This is a genomic window from Shuttleworthella satelles DSM 14600, assembly GCF_000160115.1.
Lineage (GTDB): Bacteria > Bacillota > Clostridia > Lachnospirales > Lachnospiraceae > Shuttleworthia > Shuttleworthia satelles.
Genome location: NZ_GG665866.1, coordinates 522,112 through 540,631 on the forward strand (window position 1 = coordinate 522,112; position 18,520 = coordinate 540,631).

At 52.4% G+C, this 18,520-nt stretch carries 17 protein-coding genes and 2 tRNA genes; 2 read left to right on the forward strand and 17 right to left on the reverse strand.

Translation table 11 applies throughout. From position 1 onward, the window contains the following. Positions 1 to 331 precede the first annotated feature (331 nt). The 11 genes from GCWU000342_RS02335 to GCWU000342_RS02385 all read right to left on the reverse strand — a co-directional run bounded on the left by GCWU000342_RS02335 (position 332) and on the right by GCWU000342_RS02385 (position 8,888). On the reverse strand, positions 332 to 1,192 hold the full coding sequence (locus tag GCWU000342_RS02335) for an adaptor protein MecA (RefSeq protein WP_006905604.1): 861 nt from the start codon (positions 1,190 to 1,192) through the stop codon (positions 332 to 334). Between the two features lie 343 nt (positions 1,193 to 1,535). Then, positions 1,536 to 1,618: transfer RNA gene (locus GCWU000342_RS02340), tRNA-Leu, on the reverse strand. 114 nt (positions 1,619 to 1,732) lie between these two features. Further along, positions 1,733 to 3,016 carry a diaminopimelate decarboxylase gene (locus tag GCWU000342_RS02345; RefSeq protein WP_006905606.1) on the reverse strand — a complete coding sequence of 428 codons (1,284 nt, stop codon included), beginning with the start codon at positions 3,014 to 3,016 and terminating at the stop codon, positions 1,733 to 1,735. Positions 3,017 to 3,215: 199 nt separating this feature from the next. Continuing rightward, a tRNA-Thr gene (locus GCWU000342_RS02350) sits at positions 3,216 to 3,288 on the reverse strand. A gap of 146 nt (positions 3,289 to 3,434) precedes the next feature. Beyond that, entirely contained in the window at positions 3,435 to 3,992 is a 558-nt protein-coding gene (efp, locus tag GCWU000342_RS02355) for an elongation factor P (RefSeq protein WP_006905608.1), read from the reverse strand. A gap of 291 nt (positions 3,993 to 4,283) precedes the next feature. Continuing rightward, positions 4,284 to 4,745: a ribose 5-phosphate isomerase B gene (gene rpiB / locus GCWU000342_RS02360; RefSeq protein ID WP_006905609.1), complete on the reverse strand. Its 462-nt coding sequence runs from the start codon at positions 4,743 to 4,745 to the stop codon at positions 4,284 to 4,286. Positions 4,746 to 4,782: 37 nt separating this feature from the next. After that, the gene (gene nrdR / locus GCWU000342_RS02365) at positions 4,783 to 5,244 is read right to left on the reverse strand and encodes a transcriptional regulator NrdR (protein WP_006905610.1); all 462 of its coding nucleotides are present in this window, start codon (positions 5,242 to 5,244) and stop codon (positions 4,783 to 4,785) included. A 14-nt stretch (positions 5,245 to 5,258) separates the two neighbouring features. Then, positions 5,259 to 6,356: a redox-regulated ATPase YchF gene (gene ychF / locus GCWU000342_RS02370; protein ID WP_006905611.1), complete on the reverse strand. Its 1,098-nt coding sequence runs from the start codon at positions 6,354 to 6,356 to the stop codon at positions 5,259 to 5,261. A gap of 363 nt (positions 6,357 to 6,719) precedes the next feature. Further along, positions 6,720 to 7,193: an NADAR family protein gene (locus tag GCWU000342_RS02375; RefSeq protein WP_006905612.1), complete on the reverse strand. Its 474-nt coding sequence runs from the start codon at positions 7,191 to 7,193 to the stop codon at positions 6,720 to 6,722. Further along, positions 7,190 to 7,654: a hypothetical protein gene (locus tag GCWU000342_RS02380; protein WP_006905613.1), complete on the reverse strand. Its 465-nt coding sequence runs from the start codon at positions 7,652 to 7,654 to the stop codon at positions 7,190 to 7,192. Before GCWU000342_RS02380 ends, GCWU000342_RS02375 begins: the two co-directional genes overlap by 4 nt. Before the next feature lie 682 nt (positions 7,655 to 8,336). After that, entirely contained in the window at positions 8,337 to 8,888 is a 552-nt protein-coding gene (locus GCWU000342_RS02385) for a DUF3793 family protein (RefSeq protein WP_006905617.1), read from the reverse strand. 304 nt (positions 8,889 to 9,192) lie between these two features. On the opposite strand from GCWU000342_RS02385, the gene GCWU000342_RS02390 reads away from it, so the two are divergent. Further along, complete coding sequence (locus tag GCWU000342_RS02390) at positions 9,193 to 9,528, forward strand: DUF6110 family protein (RefSeq protein WP_006905618.1); 336 nt, start codon at positions 9,193 to 9,195, stop codon at positions 9,526 to 9,528. 3 nt (positions 9,529 to 9,531) lie between these two features. After that, positions 9,532 to 11,628: a heavy metal translocating P-type ATPase gene (locus GCWU000342_RS02395; RefSeq protein WP_006905619.1), complete on the forward strand. Its 2,097-nt coding sequence runs from the start codon at positions 9,532 to 9,534 to the stop codon at positions 11,626 to 11,628. Between the two features lie 511 nt (positions 11,629 to 12,139). On the opposite strand, the gene GCWU000342_RS02400 is transcribed toward GCWU000342_RS02395, so the two are convergent. From GCWU000342_RS02400 to GCWU000342_RS02425, 6 genes are all read right to left on the reverse strand, one after another. Next, positions 12,140 to 13,000, reverse strand: coding sequence for a patatin-like phospholipase family protein (locus GCWU000342_RS02400; RefSeq protein WP_006905620.1), 861 nt, complete (start codon positions 12,998 to 13,000; stop codon positions 12,140 to 12,142). A gap of 108 nt (positions 13,001 to 13,108) precedes the next feature. Further along, positions 13,109 to 13,855, reverse strand: coding sequence for a thiamine diphosphokinase (locus tag GCWU000342_RS02405; protein WP_006905622.1), 747 nt, complete (start codon positions 13,853 to 13,855; stop codon positions 13,109 to 13,111). A gap of 8 nt (positions 13,856 to 13,863) precedes the next feature. After that, positions 13,864 to 14,514, reverse strand: a complete 651-nt coding sequence (gene rpe / locus GCWU000342_RS02410; RefSeq protein ID WP_006905623.1) for a ribulose-phosphate 3-epimerase — start codon at positions 14,512 to 14,514, stop codon at positions 13,864 to 13,866. Positions 14,515 to 14,575: 61 nt separating this feature from the next. Then, on the reverse strand, positions 14,576 to 15,643 hold the full coding sequence (gene rsgA / locus GCWU000342_RS10740) for a ribosome small subunit-dependent GTPase A (RefSeq protein WP_006905624.1): 1,068 nt from the start codon (positions 15,641 to 15,643) through the stop codon (positions 14,576 to 14,578). 54 nt (positions 15,644 to 15,697) lie between these two features. Next, positions 15,698 to 17,683, reverse strand: coding sequence for a Stk1 family PASTA domain-containing Ser/Thr kinase (gene pknB / locus GCWU000342_RS02420; RefSeq protein WP_006905625.1), 1,986 nt, complete (start codon positions 17,681 to 17,683; stop codon positions 15,698 to 15,700). A gap of 3 nt (positions 17,684 to 17,686) precedes the next feature. Next, entirely contained in the window at positions 17,687 to 18,430 is a 744-nt protein-coding gene (locus GCWU000342_RS02425) for a Stp1/IreP family PP2C-type Ser/Thr phosphatase (RefSeq protein ID WP_006905626.1), read from the reverse strand. Positions 18,431 to 18,520: the final 90 nt, after the last annotated feature.

The window sequence follows — 18,520 nt, forward strand, 5'->3', positions numbered from 1 at the left end:
AGGTCTATTTTATACAAGATCTAGCGAATCTTCCACTGTGTATTCCACTAAATCTATGATTTCTGTAACTTTCGGCAACTTAGTCAAAAGTCTGCGGGATTACCAGATCTTGTATGTTCAATCTGCCAAATCCACTAGAAAGCCCACCCTTTACAGAAGACATCCGGCCTTGTGAAAGAGAGAAAAATCTCTTTCAAATCCAGCCATTTTGGCAAGATGTCCGGGCGAAAACCCAGGCGCAATATGAAATGGTATTGCGACCCCTGTCAGACTTTCACAAGTGGTCCGGGCACAAGTCAAGACGGATTTCGTGATGATTGATGCATCCAAGTCACTCGGTCAAGCAGTACAGCGCGGCAACAGCATTCCTGTCCAAAATCAAGTCGGCATGCTCCCGGAAGGTCAGAAAGCCCTCCTCTTCCGCATACATAAAATCAGCGTACTCTGAGATAGACAGGGCGCATTTGGCCACTACATCCACCTGATCCGCAAAGAAGAGGCGAAGATAGTAGATTTGATCTCTTCGGTAGAGTTCAGAGGGGATCTCCCTGGGCAATTCCGTATGAGTCAGCATTCCCAGCAAATGCTCAAAGCTCGAAAACTCCGCCCAGAGAGGCTTGTCCAACTGCGCCAGAAGATTCTTTCGTCCGACGGACTGCCGGGCGATCTCCTCTCCCATTCTGGCCATAACCATGTCCGACGCCGTAGGAGGCCGCTGACTGATATCAATCTCCGCGGAGGCAACCGCAGGCGCCCTGGCTGCATCCTTGCCGTGGCTGACGCCCTCGCTCTTCTGCTCAGGTCTGTTTTCAAGTTCCTGTGCCGACTGAGTCAGCGATATTCCCTCTCCGGACTCGGTTTCCTTCTGACCATCCCCGGCATCCGGGTTCAGCCCGAGTTCGCTCAGGGTATCCTTGAGCTGGTCGATCACGTCGTGGAGGCTTTCTTCCTGTCCGCCGGAGATCATCATGGATACATCCCCTCCGGGCATAACAGACAGCTGTACCGAGAGTGCCTCTTCACTGGCTGTGAAATTGACCTCTTCCCTGGCCTCCTCCAAAACATAGCGGAGGAAGGTCTCCGCCTTCTTGCGATCCTCTAAGAGGTCGTCCAGTTGAATGTCGTAGCTGGACATCTCGTCCGCTGTAATCGTACAACGAATGGCATTATCACTGATTTTCTTGAACTTCAAATGGACTCACCTCCTCCGTATGAATTTTCCCGTCCTTATTGTCCTTCAGGAGAGACCTGATGTCAAACGCGCAGTCCCATAGGTCGACAGGTTACTCACAGCTCCGTGGGCAGGCAGGTCACTTCCAGCCCCATGCAACGACAGATCGACAACCATACCAGACCATGAGAAAAAGAATTAGGGCTGTCTGAAAATGCGGCCGGGTTAACAAGGGTCCATATCAGCCTGTGAAAAAACATAGGAATTCTATGACAAGAAAGGCTGACCACCTCTTCGCACCGCATCCAAAGTACATGTGCGATCTCTCGTGATCAGCCTTCTGTTCTCTCAGCCCCTTTGGCTATGCAGGAGATGGGACTTGAACCCACACGATATTGCTACCGGCAGATTTTGAGTCTGCTGCGTCTGCCATTCCGCCACTCCTGCGAATGATCCTGCCCTCTGCAGAACCGCTGAAAAGTATACTATCATAGACTCGAAAGAGAATGCAAGGCAAATTCTGACACAGGCTCCTGTCGTCTGCTGAGTCTTACTTTCGTCTTACCTGCCGGCCTCCCAGTTCATCCCATCCAGGATATCAAAACAATCAAAGGTCGCAAAATAGTCCCTGGGGGTCTGGGCCCGGCGAATCAGTTCAAAGCTTCCATCCTCCTTGAGCAGGATTTCGGAACTCCACAGGCGGGCATTGTAGTTGTATCCCATTGAAAAGCCATGGGCTCCGGTATCGTGGATGAAGAGCAGATCTCCATTCTCAATGGCGGGCAGCTTGCGGTCGATGGCAAATTTGTCATTGTTCTCGCAGAGAGCACCTGTCACATCGTAGACCTCGGTCAGCGGGGCATCCTCCTTTCCCAAAACCGTAATGTGATGGTATGCCCCATACATGGCCGGCCGCATCAGATTAGCCGCGCAGGCATCCACGCCAATATAGTTCTTGTAGGTGTGTTTGGCGTGAATCGCCCGCGTGACCAGGCCTCCGTGGGGACCCATCATAAAGCGCCCCATCTCCGTATAGATCGCGATCTGATCCATGCCCGCAGGAACCAGCACCTCATCATAGACCCTGTGAACGCCCTGGCCGATGGCCATAATATCATTGGGCGTCTGGTCCGGCGAATAGGGAATACCGACACCGCCCGACAGGTTGATGAAGTCGAACCTGATCCCAAGCTCCTTTGAGATCTCCGCGACAAGGGTAAAGAGGGTTCTGGCCAGGGTCGGATAATAATCGTTTGTCACCGTATTGGAGCAAAGGAAGGCATGAATGCCAAAGTGCTTCACCCTTTTTTCCTTGAGAATTCGATAGGCCTCTATAATCTGAGCGTGGGTCATACCATACTTGGAGTCACCGGGATTGTCCATGATGCCATTGGCAAGCTCATAGATGCCGCCCGGGTTATAGCGGCAGCATACGGTATCCGGCAGGGGGCCGACCTCCCTCTCATAGAAATCAATGTGACTGATATCATCAAAATTAATGATAGCCCCAATCTGAGCGGCATAGCGGAACTCTTCCGCCGGAGTGTCATTGGAAGTGAACATAATCTCATGCCCCTTCAGACCAATGGCGTCCGAGAGCATGAGCTCACTCAGCGAAGAGCAGTCCGTCCCGCAGCCATATTCCTGCAGAATTTTGATCAGGAAGGGGTTGGGGGTTGCCTTGACAGCAAAGTACTCGCGGAAGCCCGGGTTCCAGGCAAAGGCCTCCCGCACGTCACGCGCCTTCTGGCGGATTCCCTTTTCATCATATACATGGAAGGGCGTGGGATACCTGGCCGCAATCTCTTCTGCCTTTTCCCTGGTCAAAAAAGGGATCTTATCCATCAGTCTACCTCCTCGGTTCATTTGCAAAAGGCTCGCTCAGCTCTTAATTCGATGTCTTCATCTTCAAGAAGTTCCCTACAAAGAAGATTCTCAAAGTCTGACCCAAAAACTCATCTGTAATAGAGGTGAGAAAAAAGGAACCGCCCGCAGTTTCCCGCGGAACAGCCCCTTTTCTTCTCTCGTCCATAACGAGTTACAAAGCTAGCGACGAGAATCGAACTCGTGACCTCCTCACTACCAATGAGGTGCGCTACCATCTGTGCCACGCCAGCCTGTTGGCTCTATCGCCGACTTGGATAATATACTATAAGCCTATCTGGAGTGTCAAGCGGCATTTCCAGTTAAAGAAAGCACCCGGATGATCTCCGAGTGCCCTCCCAATCTCATAACAAACCTGTGATACAGGGCTCTTGCTCTCTCAGACGCGCTTCAGATACTCGCCGGTTCTGGTGTCAATCTGAATGACATCGCCTGTAGAGACAAAGAGGGGAACCTGGACCTGGGCTCCGGTTTCAACTGTCGCCGGCTTGGTCGCGCCCTGCGCGGTATTGCCGGCAAAACCGGGCTCTGTCTCGGTAACAGCCAGCTCAACAAAGAGAGGAGGCTCAACGGCAAATACCTCTCCCTGATAGGAGATCACCTTGCACATCTCATTCTCCTTGACGAATTTGAGCGCGTCTCCAATTGCGTCCTTGGCAAGGGCGATCTGATCGTAGGTCTCAACATCCATGAAGTAATAGAGATCTCCATCGTTGTAGAGATACTGCATATCCTTGCGGTCAATATGCGCAGCGGGGAACTTCTCCGTCGGACGGAAGGAGGTCTCAACAACACCGCCGTTTTTGATATCCTTGAGCTTGGTGCGGACGAAAGCGGCTCCCTTCCCGGGTTTTACGTGCTGGAACTCGATAACCTGACACACCTTGCCGTCGTATTCGATTGTAACACCATTTCTGAAATCGCCTGCTGTTACCATTGTGATGATCCTCCTTATATTCGATGCAAATGAACCCTTGATTCACACGTGCTCAAAAATCCACAGATTGCACTTTATTATAGCGAAAAGCCAAAAGACGCGCAAGCAAGCCCATCCAAAGCCCATCCGCTGTGCGCATCGGCCTATTTCTCTGTCTACGGCAGCCTATCCTCTGCGCGCTGCGCCGGCGTCTTCTCTGTGCGACATCGGTGCATTTTCTGTACGACACCGGTGTATCTCTGCTCGACACCGATGCACTCCCTGCGCGCAAATCCGACTTCTCCCCTGCGCTCACAGCTCCCGGCCCTCGATCGTGCGTTTCTCAATCTCGTGAATCAGGCGAACCCGGTCTGCATGCCTGCCCCCAAGAAATTCCGCCCCAAGATAGGCGTCCAGGATGGCCCTGGCCATTTCAGGGCCGACAATACGGGCCCCGAAGCAGATGATATTGGCATCGTTGTGTTCTCTGGCCAGACGGGCAGAGACAGGGTCGGAAACGCTGGCCGCACGAATTCCCTCTACTTTATTCGCTGCAAGGGAAATGCCGATACCGGTACCGCAGATCAGGACCCCGCAATCCACCTCTTTTCTTGCGACCGCCCTGGCAACTGCCTCTCCATAATCCGGATAATTGACACTGGCGTCCTCGTCTGTGCCAAAGTTCACCAGTTCATGCCCCAGATTTCCCAGATAATCCATCATCTCAAATTTCAGGGCCGTTGCCGCGTGGTCATTGCCGATTGCGATTTTCATCTTCCGCTCCTCGCCTTGCGCTCAAATTTTGCCAACTTTACTTCTTCTCATCCTTGAGCATTTTCGCCAGCTCATTCATGAAGGTGTCCACATCCTTAAATTCACGATAGACGGAGGCAAAGCGCACATAGGCGACCGGATCCAGCTCAGACAGCTTGTCCATGACCAGCTGGCCAATCATTGTCGACTCGACTTCCTTGCCCTCTCCCGTAAAGATTGCGGCCTCAACCTCATCCGCCAGCTTGTTGATCTGATCTATAGAGACCGGGCGCTTATGGCAGGCGCGGATGATGCCGCCGACCACCTTGTTGCGGTCATACTGCTCCCGGGTGTTATCCTTCTTGATGACAATCAGGGGGATCGTCTCCACCTTCTCATAGGTGGTAAAGCGCTTATTGCAGTCGTCACAGACCCTTCTTCTGCGGATAGAGGTATTGTCATCCGCCGGCCTGGAATCAATTACTCTGGTGTTATCGCTGCCGCAAAATGGACATTTCATAGCTTGATCCTCCCCTATACATTGAAGCGGAAATTAATGATATCTCCGTCCTGAACCACATATTCCTTGCCCTGGAGGCCGACAAGTCCTGCCTCCTTCGCCGCGTGCATGCTTCCCTGCTCCATCAGATCCTTATACTTGACCACCTCAGCGGCGATAAATCCCCGCTCAAAATCCGTGTGAATCTTGCCCGCGGCCTGAGGAGCCTTCGTCCCTCTTGTGATGGTCCAAGCCCGGGTCTCGTCCTCACCGGTCGTCAGGTAAGAGATCAGCCCCAAAAGCTCATAGGAAGCCTTAATCAGCTTATCCAGTCCGGACTCCTTCAGGCCAAGATCCTCCAGAAAGGCCTGCCGTTCGTCGTCTTCCAGCTCGGAGATTTCCGCCTCCATCTGGGCGCAGACCACGAAGACCTGTGCCCCGTGCTCGCCTGCGTAATCGCGCACCTGCTTGACGTAAGCATTGTTCGCGCCATCATCTGCCATGTCGTCCTCGGAGACATTGGCCGCGTAAATCACCGGCTTGGCGGTCAAAAGGTCATACTGCCTGAAGTATTTCTCCTCATCCTCATCCGCGGGCTCAAAGGCGGAGGCCATATTTCCCTCTTCTAAAAACTGATAGAGACGGTTGAGCAATTCCGCCTCCTTGCGGGCGGTCTTATCATTTCTGGCCTGTTTGCCCACCTTGGCCCTGCGCCTCTCAACAATCTCCATGTCCGAAAAGAGAAGCTCCAGATTGATGGTCTCAATATCCCGGATGGGGTCTACCGAACCGTCGACATGGATGACATTGCCGTCGTCGAAACAGCGAACCACATGTACGATCGCGTCGCACTCACGAATATTGCCAAGGAACTGATTTCCAAGGCCCTCTCCCTTGGAGGCTCCCTTGACCAGTCCCGCAATATCGACGAACTCAATAACAGCTGGAATGGTCTTCCTGGAGTGATTCATCTCTGTCAGAACACGCAGACGCTCATCGGGAACCGACACCACCCCAACATTGGGATCAATGGTGCAGAAAGGGTAGTTGGCCATCTCCGCTCCCGCCTTGGTCAATGAATTAAAGAGGGTGCTTTTCCCCACATTCGGGAGTCCTACGATACCTAATTTCATACCTTTTTCCGCTCTCCTTTGACTGTTTGATTCACCGCGGCTTTCTTCCCTTATTTTCGCTCATATGGCCGGCATAAAAAGGAAGAGTCCAACAAACTACCATAGTATAGCAGTTGAACTCCTCTTTCTCAAATGTGAGGCGGGCGGATGGACAAGCCACAGAGGCGGGTGGATGGACAAGCCCACCCGACAGTGTCAAAGAGCAGGATGATTTCAACTGCGCCTGACGCTTCCGTTCCGGTTCTTTTGTATGAATCAAGGCGCTTAGGGTAAGTGCCGTTTTATTCAAGTATCAGGTTATGGTCGATCGCCTATGATCTCGGCGCAGTCAGATAGCTTACGCTGTTCCCAAGAAATCATCGTTTAAAGCCTGTCCCTGACCATCATCAACGCATATCCAAGCAGATTTTGTCCTTTCCATTTGCTTCTATCAAAGCGATCCGGGTCTGTCATGGATAAGCCTATGCCCCATATTCTATCCCTGACTGCACATTCAGCCAGGATCGCGCCACCAGTATCCATTAGCTGCTCCTTTAGTTCCTGATTCTGAGAGAATTTAGCCATCAAGCCCTCATAGACAACAATCTGCCTAATGCCATTCCAAACGTGATCATCATATCCATTGACAGCACGGCCAAGCTGCTTGATTTCGGCCACATCATCAGTTTTCATTATCTGAGAAGCGATATCCTCATCATAGAAGCATGCAGCCTTCTGATACATCATGTACTGTTCCACGGAAGAAAACTCTGTTCCATGAACAGTAAAATGTGATAGATACCAGTTGCTTAAAAAGCCGTATTTTTCATCTGGATTGTGAAATCCTATCACTGTCATTCGGTCTCACCCACTTTTTTTACTGCCAGATCAAGGTCAAGATCATGAAGCCCATAATAAGCTTTCATAAGGAAGTCAATCGGCACCTTCTTTACGACCTCTGCGCTCGGCATATTGAAGTACCACTGATAATAGGCATAAAACTCGCCTAACCAATCTGGCATGAATCCCTTCATTGCCTTGCCGGATTTCAATACGTAATTCTCTGTTTCTATAAAGTAATCCCACAACGCTCTTGCATCCATGGTATTCACATATGCTTTTGCCTCATCAATACTTTTTCTGGTCTTGCTCAGCATATATGTCTGAATAAAGTCTTTCGTGTCCTTATCAGGATAAGTCTGCGCGACAAAATCAAATAGTTTTCCCTGATTCTCTACAACATCTTTCAGATCCCCAAGACCGTATGTAGGCGTAACAACCTTATTGGGAGTGCCATGGTATAAAGTGATTTTTCCCATTTTCTTCTGTCCTCCCTCTATACGAGCATCTTTTCAAGCATAGATTTCTTGATATTTTTCAGCTTTTCCAACTTACACTGATGAAGAGGGGCAGTAAATCCTTGGAAGCGAATGGCCGGTTTTTGTTCATTTCTGTCCATTTCACATACCTCCAAGCATTTTCTTGAGTTCAGCCAGCCCCTGCATATCAATTTCTGCTCTATCCTTCAAATCACTCGCCCAACACAAGAATATCAATCAACCTATGCCAAAAAACAGACTCTTATTGTCTATTTCTCTTCGCTAAGTCCCGTACCGTCCCTGCATTGTCAACCGGCACGGTATCCGAATCAAAATCCATAATATCGTATCATAGCTCTTAAAACGGGCCAATAATCTTTTGAGTAAATCAACGTTTATGGTCTTCTCGATTTATTTGAATTTTGCGGATCTTATTGACGCTGTTTTTACCCTCATTTCCCTTCTGTGCAAAGAAAAAACAGCAAATCTTTTTGATTTACTGTTTCTCAAGTGTGATATTGTTTAGACAAAGCACTCATAAGAACCATTTCGACATAACCCTTTTGAGCAATGCAGATCGGTACCTCGTCTGAGGATAAAGCTCAGAAATATATGCCGTGTCCTTCCGGTCGCGAATGAATTCTCTCAGAGTCCCCGTCAAGCTCCTGTCTCCTGGCAGAATTTATGACTGCACCGCCAGCTGTTCCAGGGTCATCCCCCTCTCATACTCTCGCCGATAGCAGAGTGAGCACTGCCTGTATCTCTGAAATGTCTCCTCCGCCCGATTCCGGTTCTCATACACCTTCCAATAACCGACGCACTGGACGCCCCGGCTGGGACTCTGAATGAATCCCCGGACATCCGCCGGCGGATATCCCAAAAAGAGGCCGATTTCATGGGGAAAGTCCTCGTCATTTGCCAGATGCTGCAGAAGCTGTGTCAGACAGGATTGCGTATTCCCCGGGCAATATCCCCGCTTTCGCAGGATTTCCGCGGCTTCCGGATCCAGGAGATCACGCTTTAGAAATGCCGGCCGGTACAGGTAAATCAGCGCCCGATTCCCCCTCCGCTTGACCGGGATGGCCCGAAGCCCCCGTCTCCTCAGGATCCGGTTGATTTCCCTTGCCTCCTGATAAGCCTCCTCCCTCGAATGAACCGAAATGGAAAAGAGATTCCCTGTCTTGATTGCGGCCAATGTGGGCGCGCAATGTTCAATGAGATATCGCTCCGGCATTTTCCTCTCCTATCTACAGGTATAAGCAGATATTAGGTCCCTGACGATTTTGCAGACCACATGGCAAAATCTGAGGTTCACAGACACAGGTTTTAATGTCTTTTATCGCGTCATAGTTAGTTATAGCTAACATATATCTTATCCGCTTTTCCCCGTCTGTCAAGAGCTATCTCCTGTCCAGATTCCCGTGTACCAGTCTCATAGGATAATTCGAACTTGCCTGCCCTAAAACTCGTGTTACAATAGGAGCGTTACAATCAACTTTGAGCAAAAAAGCTCATTTTCCATGTAAGGAGGATTTCCTATGTCACATTGGGGAAAAATCGGATTATTCGTAGGCGGCGTGATCTTTGGCACAGCCGGTATCAGCATCTTAAAGAGCGATGATTTAAAGAAGGCATATACCCACTGCACAGCTGCCGCTCTCAGGGGTAAGGAGGGTGTGATGAAGACCGCCACAAGCCTCAAGGAGAACTGCGACGATATTTACGCCGACGCGCAGGACATCAATGAAAAGCGGGCTCACGAGGCTGAGAAGAAAGCCATCGTTGACGCCAAGGCCAAGATCGAGGAGGCCAAAGCACACCTTGAGGAGCTCGAGGCCGCCCGCAAGGACGCCGCAGCCGACGCTGAGGAATAAGGTATGAATTGTAAGATCCTGCATGAATCCTCCGGCCGCATGCGTGTGCACATCGATCGCTTTCGCATGACGCTCGATCAGGCAGATCTTGTCGAATACAGTCTGCGCAGTCAGAGTTTCGTCAAATCAGTCAAGGTCTATGACCGCACCGGGGATGCCATCATCTCCTATCAGAGAGGCAGCCGCCGCAAGGTCATCGACTTCCTCTCTGCTCTCAACTATGAAGACGAGGCATTTTTATCTCTTGTCCCCGAGCACACCAGCCGGGCCATGCAGCGCAAGTACGAGGAGAAACTGGTCTGGAGCGTACTGGCCAAGGGCTTTCGCAGCCTTTTCTTCCCGGTGGGCCTGAACACAGCTATCACAGTGATTCATGCTCTCCCTTATTTCATCAAGGGCCTTAAGTCTCTCCTGTCCTGGAAAATCGAAGTCTCCGTTTTAGACGCGGCCGCCATCGGCACTTCTCTGGTACGCGGAGACATCGGAACAGCAGGAAGTATCATTTTTCTGCAGCATATCGGTGACATCTTAGAGGACTGGACCCACGAGAAATCTGTCGACGATCTGGCCGAGATGATGAGCCTGCACGTAGACCATGTCTGGGTGCAGACAGAGGACGGCGATGAAGTCCTGATGTCTGTCAAGGACATCAAGCCGGGTGATCGAATCATCCTTCGGACCTCCAACGTCATTCCTCTTGATTCCACGGTCATCTCCGGACAGGCCAGTGTCAACCAGGCGTCCATGACCGGAGAACCGGCTGCCGTCTTCAAGAGGGCCGGCTCCACTGTATTCGCCGGCACAGTTGTAGAAGAGGGTGAGCTAGTCTGCTCTGTGACCAAGGGAATGGGCAGCGGAAAATATGACCAGATCATCAAGATGATTGAGGACTCTGAAAAGCTCAAGAGCAATACGGTCAACAACGCTTTTCATCTGGCGGACGGACTGGTTCCCTGGGCTTTTGCCGGCGTAGGACTGACCTACGCCCTGACCCGCAACGTCACGAGAGCCCTGGCATTTCTTATGGTGGACTTCTCCTGTGCTCTCAAGCTCTCCATGCCTCTTGCAGTCATGAGCGCTATGCGGGATGCAAGCCGACACGACATCTCTGTCAAGGGAGGAAAATACCTGGAGGCGGTTGCTCATGCACAGACCATCGTCTTTGACAAGACAGGCACTCTGACCCATGCCAGTCCCCGTCTGGCCGACATTGTCACTTTTGGGGACTGGAATGAGACAGAGGCCCTGCGTCTGGCGGCCTGTATGGAGGAGCACTTCCCCCACTCCATTGCCAACGCTGTGGTCAAGGAGGCCAAACGCCGTCATATCACCCATGCCGAGGCGCACACCAAAGTGGAATACATCGTGGCGCACGGCATCGCGACCACCATTGACGGAAAGCGGGCCGTGATCGGCAGTCACCATTTCATCATGGAGGATGAGAAAATCCAGATCTCTGACCTCGACCGAAAGCGCTATGAGCATATCCCCCGGGAATATTCTCCTCTTTATCTGGCCGTGGACGGACAACTGGCAGCTGTTCTCTGCATAGATGACCCCATTCGCGAAGAGGCCGCTGATGTGATCGACCGCCTGCACGCTTTAGGCATCAGCAAGGTCTGCATGATGACCGGCGATAATAAGAATACGGCCGCTGCTGTCGCCAGTCGGCTCAACATCGACGAGTACTACGCGGAGGTTTTGCCTGAGGATAAGGCCGCCTTCATTCGCAGGGAACACAATCTGGGGCGACAGGTTATTATGGTCGGCGACGGAATCAATGACACCCCTGCCCTGTCGGAGGCGGACGTCGGTTTTGCTGTCTCCAACGGAGCCGCAATTGCCAGAGAGGTCGCGGATATCGTCATCTCTGACGGGTCCCTGGAGAATCTGGTTACCATCCGCCGGATCGCCAGCAGGCTCTTTGACCGGATCCACGCGAATTACCGGACCATTATGGGCTTTAACGGCAGTTTGATTGCCCTGGGCGCTCTCGGCCTTCTATCTCCGGCCACAGCTTCTCTGTTTCACAATATGTCTACCATCGCAATCGGACTTTACAGTATGACTCCGGTCATCAGTGAAGACGGAAGGGAGTAATAAGTATGAACTATTTCAAGTGCCATAAATACACTGCGATCATCATGCTGATTGCCGCGATTCTCTGTATCTGGAGCGGTCATAAGATGACTGCGGGGCATAAGGCATAATTAATTTAACCGACCCGACAACCGATGATCGGAACAATTTCATTAATCCGCTAATCGGCGATCAGAAAGATTGCATTGATCCGCCAGCCGACGGCCAGGAAGATTTTATTAATCCGCTAATCAACGGCCAGGAAGATTTTATTAATCCGCCAATTGACGATTAAAGGGCGCGCCGTAGGGCGCGCAAAAAAGAGGAGTTCCCTCCCAGGGCAGCTGCAGGCCAGCTGGTCCAAAGGGACCTCCTCTTTTTTAGTGACAGAAAATAATCGACCATTACCGCCTCTCCCCGGGTCTCCTTCATCACACAGAAGGCATAGGTCAGGACCTGATCTTCACAGTCGACACAGGCATAGGCCAGAACCTGATCTTCACGGTCGACACAGGCAAAGACCGGACGTCTCTCATCCGCGAAGATTTCCGCCAGCTCCCCTCAGGAACTCTTCCGCCACCTTCCCCTTGGCATACCCCTCCTGATACAGGGCGTCCAATTTCTCCAGATCTCGGGTCAGGGTTTTCAGCCCGCTGATATCATCCGGCCCAAGCACCAGAGCTCTTCCCGCTTGCTCCTCTTTCTGCAGCTGTCTGAGCTGACGATTATAGAGATAACCCCGATCGGCCAGCTTCCTGGCCACCTTAGGATGCGTATACTTGAGAAATCTTGCGTAGCCTCGATCTGATTTTCCAGTGCGCATCAATGTCTTAGGTCGGGTCAGGATGACCAGGATGCGGTCACAGCCCTGCGCAAAGGCCCTCTTAAAGGGGATGGGATCGGAAATACCGCCGTCATAGTAACGGTAATTGCCGATCCGGTATGGTCTGCAGACCACGGGAACACAGGATGAGGCCTTGAGAACATCGTAGTCGTCCTGGCAGATATGATTCCGGTTGAAGTAGACCGGTTTCCCCGTGTCTGCATCCGTTGCCACCACCTCAAAGAGGGTGGGGTCTTTGGCAAATGCCGGATAGTCAACGGGATATTCCCCTCCCCGGTTCGAGAGCTTGCCGTAGCCATAGTCAAGATTAATGATAGATCCCCTCCGAAGGAGCTGTCCCATCCCCATGTACTCTTTGCGAAATACATAGTCCGCGTAAAATTTGTAATTGCGTCCCTTCTGACCTGCCAGATAGGAAATTCCGTTGGCGCTGCCTGCCGAAACTCCGATAAAGTAATCGACGCGCAGGCCGATTTCCATAAAATAATCCAGAAGCCCCGCGCCAAAGATATCTCTTGTTCCTCCGCCGACATCAACAATTCCAAGCACTTATCTCACCTCATTTTCAAAAAACGCAGAAGCAAATCTGCCTGATTTCTGCCCTCAAGCACAGGAAGAGGACCGGGGCAAAGCCCATCCCTTTTTATTCGCCAAATCTTAGTCCTGGCTCTCAAGCACGAGAAGACACCCCTGCTCAAGAGAAATCTCCGCCCGATCGACAATCTCATTGCTCACGCCCATGGAAGAAAAGAGGTCCATCCGCGCGTCCTGCAGGGGATAGGATACTCCTCGTAATGTCACCCCCAGACAGGGACCTCCAAAGGGAATCACAGACAGATATTGTCCCCACTCTTCCTCTTTGGTCACAGACAGGGGATGCCCGGAGTCCACCATGCGGATCCGGTTGTCCGGGTCTAAGATACAGGCGGGAATTCCCCGGCCTGCCCGCGCTTTCAGAGCCTGGCCCAGAATGGCCACCGCGCCGAAGACGTGATCCAGCCGACTTCCTGTCGCTCCCAGAATGCCAATAAAATCAATCTGATATTCCCCTGCTCCCTTCGGCAGCTCCTTAAGGTCCATAATCCTGCGCTCCGCCGGATCAAGTCTCTGATAGTGCTCCCGATCTAAGAGCAGAGCCAGATTCAGGGCCGCCTCCGTATCCGTATCATCCTTGTGTGTCGGCAGAACCGAAAGCGGAAGCTGCCATCTGACCAGAGCCTGCCGCTCATCATCGTCAATCGAATCAAAGTCTCCGATCAGATAGTCAGGCCGGAGCCCCAGCCGGTATAAAAACCAGGCTCCGCGATCCGCCCCGATCAGCAGATCATCTCTATTCTCTTTTCCGAGGATTTTCCTCACAAATCCCTCATCCAGGCTTCCGCCGCTGACAATCCACACTCGCATGAAACTATCTACCCCATAATCTCCAGGAATCTCTGCACATTATCGGCGGCGTCGCCGCGATAGACCGCGGAGCCTGCCACAATGATATTGGCCCCGGCGTTCAGGACATCTGTGACATTTTCCAGGTTGATCCCGCCGTCTACCTCAATATCAATATCCAGCCCCTGCCTGTCCATCATCTGGCGCAGTTGCTGGAGCTTGTCAATCGTATACGGGATAAATTCCTGCCCTCCAAAGCCAGGGTTGACGCTCATGAGCAAAACCATATCCAGCTGAGGCAGGACATATTCAAGGACGTCGAGGGAGGTGGCAGGATTTAGAGCCAGACCGACCATGACCTTCTGCTCTTTGACCGCCGCGATCGTTCGATCCAGGTGCCTTGTCGCCTCGGCATGCACGGTAATAATATCAGCGCCCGCTTCCGCCATATCAGGAACAAAACGGGCGGGCTCCTCCACCATCATATGAACATCCAGAATCTTATCCGTGTAATTGCGGATCGACCGGACGACAGGAGCCCCGATTGTGATGTTGGGCACAAATGTGCCGTCCATAACGTCAACATGAATGTACTGGGCCCCGGCCTCATCGACCAGAGCGATGTCGTCAGCCAGATGACCGTAATCCGCGGATAAAATGGATGGGGATAAACAATTCAACAGGAACTCCTCTCCGGGGCAGATCCTTGCCCTGTACTCTGAACTATATTTTCAGTCTGGTCTAATATCTTCTTCGCTCGGATAACTCCTCATACATCTGCAGGTAGGAGTCATAGCGGCTTTGGGAAATTTTCCCTCTGTCAAGGGCTTTTCGCACAGCGCACTGGGGTTCATGGGTATGCGTGCAGGGCTGAAACCTGCACGCATTCATATAGGGTAGAAATTCCGGAAAGTAAAAAGCCAGATCCTCTTTCTCAAAGTCCGGCACATAAAGGCTGGAAAATCCGGGAGTATCCACGATGAATCCTCTGGCGCCCTGGTACCTGCCCCGAATCTCCTCACAGATCATCTCCGGGGAATCCTCCTCCAGGACCCTGGCCTCATCCTCGATGAAATGCCTGTTCACCCGGAATCGACCGGCAGGATCCCCTGTCCCTCCAGAGGGCTCTGCCTCTCCTTTTCCCCCTGTGTTCAAGCAACCCTCCACTGCGGAGGGCTCCCCCTCCAGAGGAATCAACTCACTGTGACGGGTCGTGTGCCGGCCCCTTCCCAGCTTGACGGAAATGCCGGCCGTTTGCATGCGGGTGGCAGACTGCAGGCGGTTGATCAGGGAGGACTTGCCGACGCCGGAGGGACCCGCCACGGTTGTCGTCCTGTTAGACAGCTGACGCCGGATCTCATCCAGGCCCAGATTCTCCTTGGCGGACATGAAGTGGATGGGGTAAGCGCTGGCCGCGTAAATACGTCTGATTCGCTCAATCTCCTCCCTGTCGACCAGATCCACCTTGTTAAAGAGAATCGTCGTCGGTATTTCCGCCTGTTCCATCATGACTAAGAAGCGGTCCAGAAGATTGAAATTGGGCATCGGCTTCCTTGCCGCGAAGATCACCAGGGCCTGATCCACATTGGCTACCGCCGGCCGAATCAGAAGACTTCTGCGCTCGGCAATCGACACGATATTCCCCTCGGCGTCCACAGGATCTGTGATCTCTATCTCTACCGCGTCCCCTGCCACCGGTTTGATCTTCTTCTTGCGAAAAGCTCCCCGGGCCTTGCATTCGTAGATTCCTCTTCCTCTGACATAGACATAGTAGAAGCCGGCGATTCCCTTGATGATCTTCCCTTGCATCTCCTTCCTCCGCTGATATGGCAAAGACGCCCGGTTCCCCGGGCGTCTGAAATCTTACTGCTTGGCGAAAGAAACCGCCGTAGAACCGCTCGCTCCTCCGGACCAGGAGAGAGTTCCGCTCGACGTCTGAATATTCTCCACAGAGAGGGTCTCTGTCTTGCCGGCGCCGACCTTCCAGGTCCTAAGCGTCTTGCCGGCCGTGTCTTTTAAGACGTAGGTGACATCACTTGTCGTGCTGTTCGTGACGGACTGAGAGAACCGGTATGCCGCCGTCTCCTTCCCCTTGGAAATCACGATATTCACCGCTGTTCCGGGATCGATATACTGGCCGGTGCTGGGACTCTGCGAAATTACCTTGCCCGATTCCACACTGTCGCTGTAGCTGGACGTCACATTCCCCAGCGTTAACTTGGCCGCGGACAGGGCGCTGCTCGCCTCGTCCTTGGTCATGCCGGTCAGACTGGGCACCTGGACCGCCTTGGTCCCCTGGCTGACAAGCAGGGTCACCTGACTGTTCTTGGCCAGCTTGCTGCCGGCAGTCGGATCTGTGCTGATCACGACCCCTTTGGCCGCCGAAGAGGAGTACTGATACTGAACATTGACGGTCAGACCGGCCCCCTTGAGCGTCTTGGTCGCGGCATCCTCCGTCTGTCCTGTCACATCAGGCACCTTGATCTTGTCAGACCCTGTGGAAATGGTCAGTGTCACCGTTGAATCCTTGTCCACCTTCTTACCGGCCGTCGGATCCTGCTCAGCTACCATCCCCTGATCATAGTCATCAGACGTCGCGCTTACCGTGACGACCTTCAAGCCCATGTTGGTCAGGGTGGATTTGGCTTCCTCCTCACTCTTTCCTGTCACATCGGGAAGACGAATCTGACTGGTCTGCTCCGTGTTCGTGCCGAAGCCCTTGAACCATCCGAAAAGAGAGCCGAAGACATAGATCATAATGATCATAATGATAATGGCAGCGATCACACCGCCGATCGTAATGATCTTCTCAATATTCCTGCCCTTTTTCTTGTCCCCGGAAGCGGTCAGCGCCCCAGTCTCAGCCGCGGCAGGCAGAGCCCCGGCCTTCTGTTCGTTAAGGTCCGCTTCCTTATCCTCGTCCTCCTCGTATGCGCCGGCCTCCTTCTTGATCTCGTTTAACTCATCCTCAGTAATGACCTTGGTCTTATCATCGTCAACCAGCGGAACGATATTGATAAAATCCTCATTGGGCGTCACCAGAGCCTTGCGCAGATCCAGGAGCAGCTCTTCCATATTCTGATAGCGGCGATCAGGGCTCTTCATGGTCGCCTTCTCGATGATGTGCTCGACACTGATCGGCAGATCCTCCGCAATCGCTGACGCCTTTGGCATCTCGGACTGCAGATGCTGCAGGGCCACCGCGACTGTGGAATCTCCATCAAAGGGCACCTGTCCGGTGGCCATTTCATACATCACAATTCCCAGAGAATAGATGTCGGACCGATAGGTCACATAGCCGTTTCTGGCCTGCTCCGGCGAGGTATAGTGGACTGATCCCATCATATCCGCGTGCACGGTATTGGAGGAAACCGCCTTGGCAATGCCAAAATCCGTCACCTTAACCTTGCCGTCCTTGGAGATCATGATGTTCTGAGGCTTAATGTCCCTGTGAATGATTCCCTTCTTGTGGGCGGCTTCAATCCCCCGCGCCACCTGGATGGCGATGGAGATCACCTCCTTGTAGTTAAGACGCCCCTTCTTCTCAATGTAGGTCTTCAGCGTCACACCCTCGACGACCTCCATCACAATATAGTAAAGGCCGTTCTCAGAGCCGACGTCATAGATGTTTACGATATTCGGATGCTCTAAACCCGCCGCGGACTGCGCCTCCTGACGGAATTTGGTGACAAAGGTCATATCGTGGGAGAAATCCTCCTTTAGGACCTTGACTCCGACATCTCTGCCGAGAAGATGATCCTTGGCCCTGTAGACATCCGACATGCCCCCTGTCCCAATGTTGGCTGTGATCTCATACCGATTCGCAAGAAATGTTCCATTTTCTAACATAGACTACATCCTCTCCGCATCAACCAGGGGATCGATGACAATCACAGAGATATTGTCCTTCCCCCCATTGAAATTCGCCAACTCAAGCAGGCGCTCCGCCCTCATCTCAGGTTCGGGCTCCGTATTCATAATTCGAAGGATTTCCTCGTCAGGCACCATATTGGTCAGTCCATCGGTACACATGAGTATCTGCTCCCGGGGCTGTAAAAAAAGGTCAAAATAATCGGGATGAACCTCGGCTTCCACTCCGACAGCCCTGGTAATAATGTTCTTGTTGGGATTGTGCATGGCCTCATCCCTTGTCATCTCGCCACTGCGCCGCATCTCCTCCACCAGGGAGTGATCGCGGGTCACCTGGCACAGGCCGCTGTGGTCGACCAGATAGAGGCGGGAATCCCCCACATTCGCCACATAGAGATGCTGCCCGCAAATGGTGGCTGCCACGAAGGTAGTTCCCATTCCCCGCTTGCTGTCGTCAGAAGCAGCCATCTCATAGATGACGCTGTTAGCGCTGCTGATCGCCTGGTCTAAGACGGCGACCGGCTCTTTGAGCGCGGATGTCTCTATGGTGCTGACCGCGTGCTGGACTGCCTTGGAAGAGGCGTATTCCCCAGCCTTGTGTCCTCCCATTCCATCCGCAATCACAAAGAGATTGGACAGGGGGCCGATCGATTCCGAAGCCGCGAAGACATAGTCCTGGTTGCTACTTCTGACCTGACCGACGTCGGTTTTTGAAGCAAATAACATATCGCATCCTTACTGCGTCATCAGACAGGAACCTCACTCTGCAAGGATCTCCTGCCATAATCATCAAACAACCGAACATATACCCTGAGC

Excerpts from the sequence above, each read along its gene's own strand:
- GCWU000342_RS02345 (WP_006905606.1), bottom strand. The coding sequence starts at position 3,016 with ATGGATAAGATCCCTTTTTTGACCAGGGAAAAGGCAGAAGAGATTGCG.
- efp (WP_006905608.1), bottom strand. The coding sequence starts at position 3,992 with ATGGTAACAGCAGGCGATTTCAGAAATGGTGTTACAATCGAATACGAC.
- rpiB (WP_006905609.1), bottom strand. The coding sequence starts at position 4,745 with ATGAAAATCGCAATCGGCAATGACCACGCGGCAACGGCCCTGAAATTT.
- nrdR (WP_006905610.1), bottom strand. The coding sequence starts at position 5,244 with ATGAAATGTCCATTTTGCGGCAGCGATAACACCAGAGTAATTGATTCC.
- ychF (WP_006905611.1), bottom strand. The coding sequence starts at position 6,356 with ATGAAATTAGGTATCGTAGGACTCCCGAATGTGGGGAAAAGCACCCTC.
- GCWU000342_RS02375 (WP_006905612.1), bottom strand. The coding sequence starts at position 7,193 with ATGACAGTGATAGGATTTCACAATCCAGATGAAAAATACGGCTTTTTA.
- GCWU000342_RS02380 (WP_006905613.1), bottom strand. The coding sequence starts at position 7,654 with ATGGGAAAAATCACTTTATACCATGGCACTCCCAATAAGGTTGTTACG.
- GCWU000342_RS02385 (WP_006905617.1), bottom strand. The coding sequence starts at position 8,888 with ATGCCGGAGCGATATCTCATTGAACATTGCGCGCCCACATTGGCCGCA.
- GCWU000342_RS02390 (WP_006905618.1), top strand. The coding sequence starts at position 9,193 with ATGTCACATTGGGGAAAAATCGGATTATTCGTAGGCGGCGTGATCTTT.
- GCWU000342_RS02395 (WP_006905619.1), top strand. The coding sequence starts at position 9,532 with ATGAATTGTAAGATCCTGCATGAATCCTCCGGCCGCATGCGTGTGCAC.
- GCWU000342_RS02405 (WP_006905622.1), bottom strand. The coding sequence starts at position 13,855 with ATGCGAGTGTGGATTGTCAGCGGCGGAAGCCTGGATGAGGGATTTGTG.
- rsgA (WP_006905624.1), bottom strand. The coding sequence starts at position 15,643 with ATGCAAGGGAAGATCATCAAGGGAATCGCCGGCTTCTACTATGTCTAT.
- pknB (WP_006905625.1), bottom strand. The coding sequence starts at position 17,683 with ATGTTAGAAAATGGAACATTTCTTGCGAATCGGTATGAGATCACAGCC.
- GCWU000342_RS02425 (WP_006905626.1), bottom strand. The coding sequence starts at position 18,430 with ATGTTATTTGCTTCAAAAACCGACGTCGGTCAGGTCAGAAGTAGCAAC.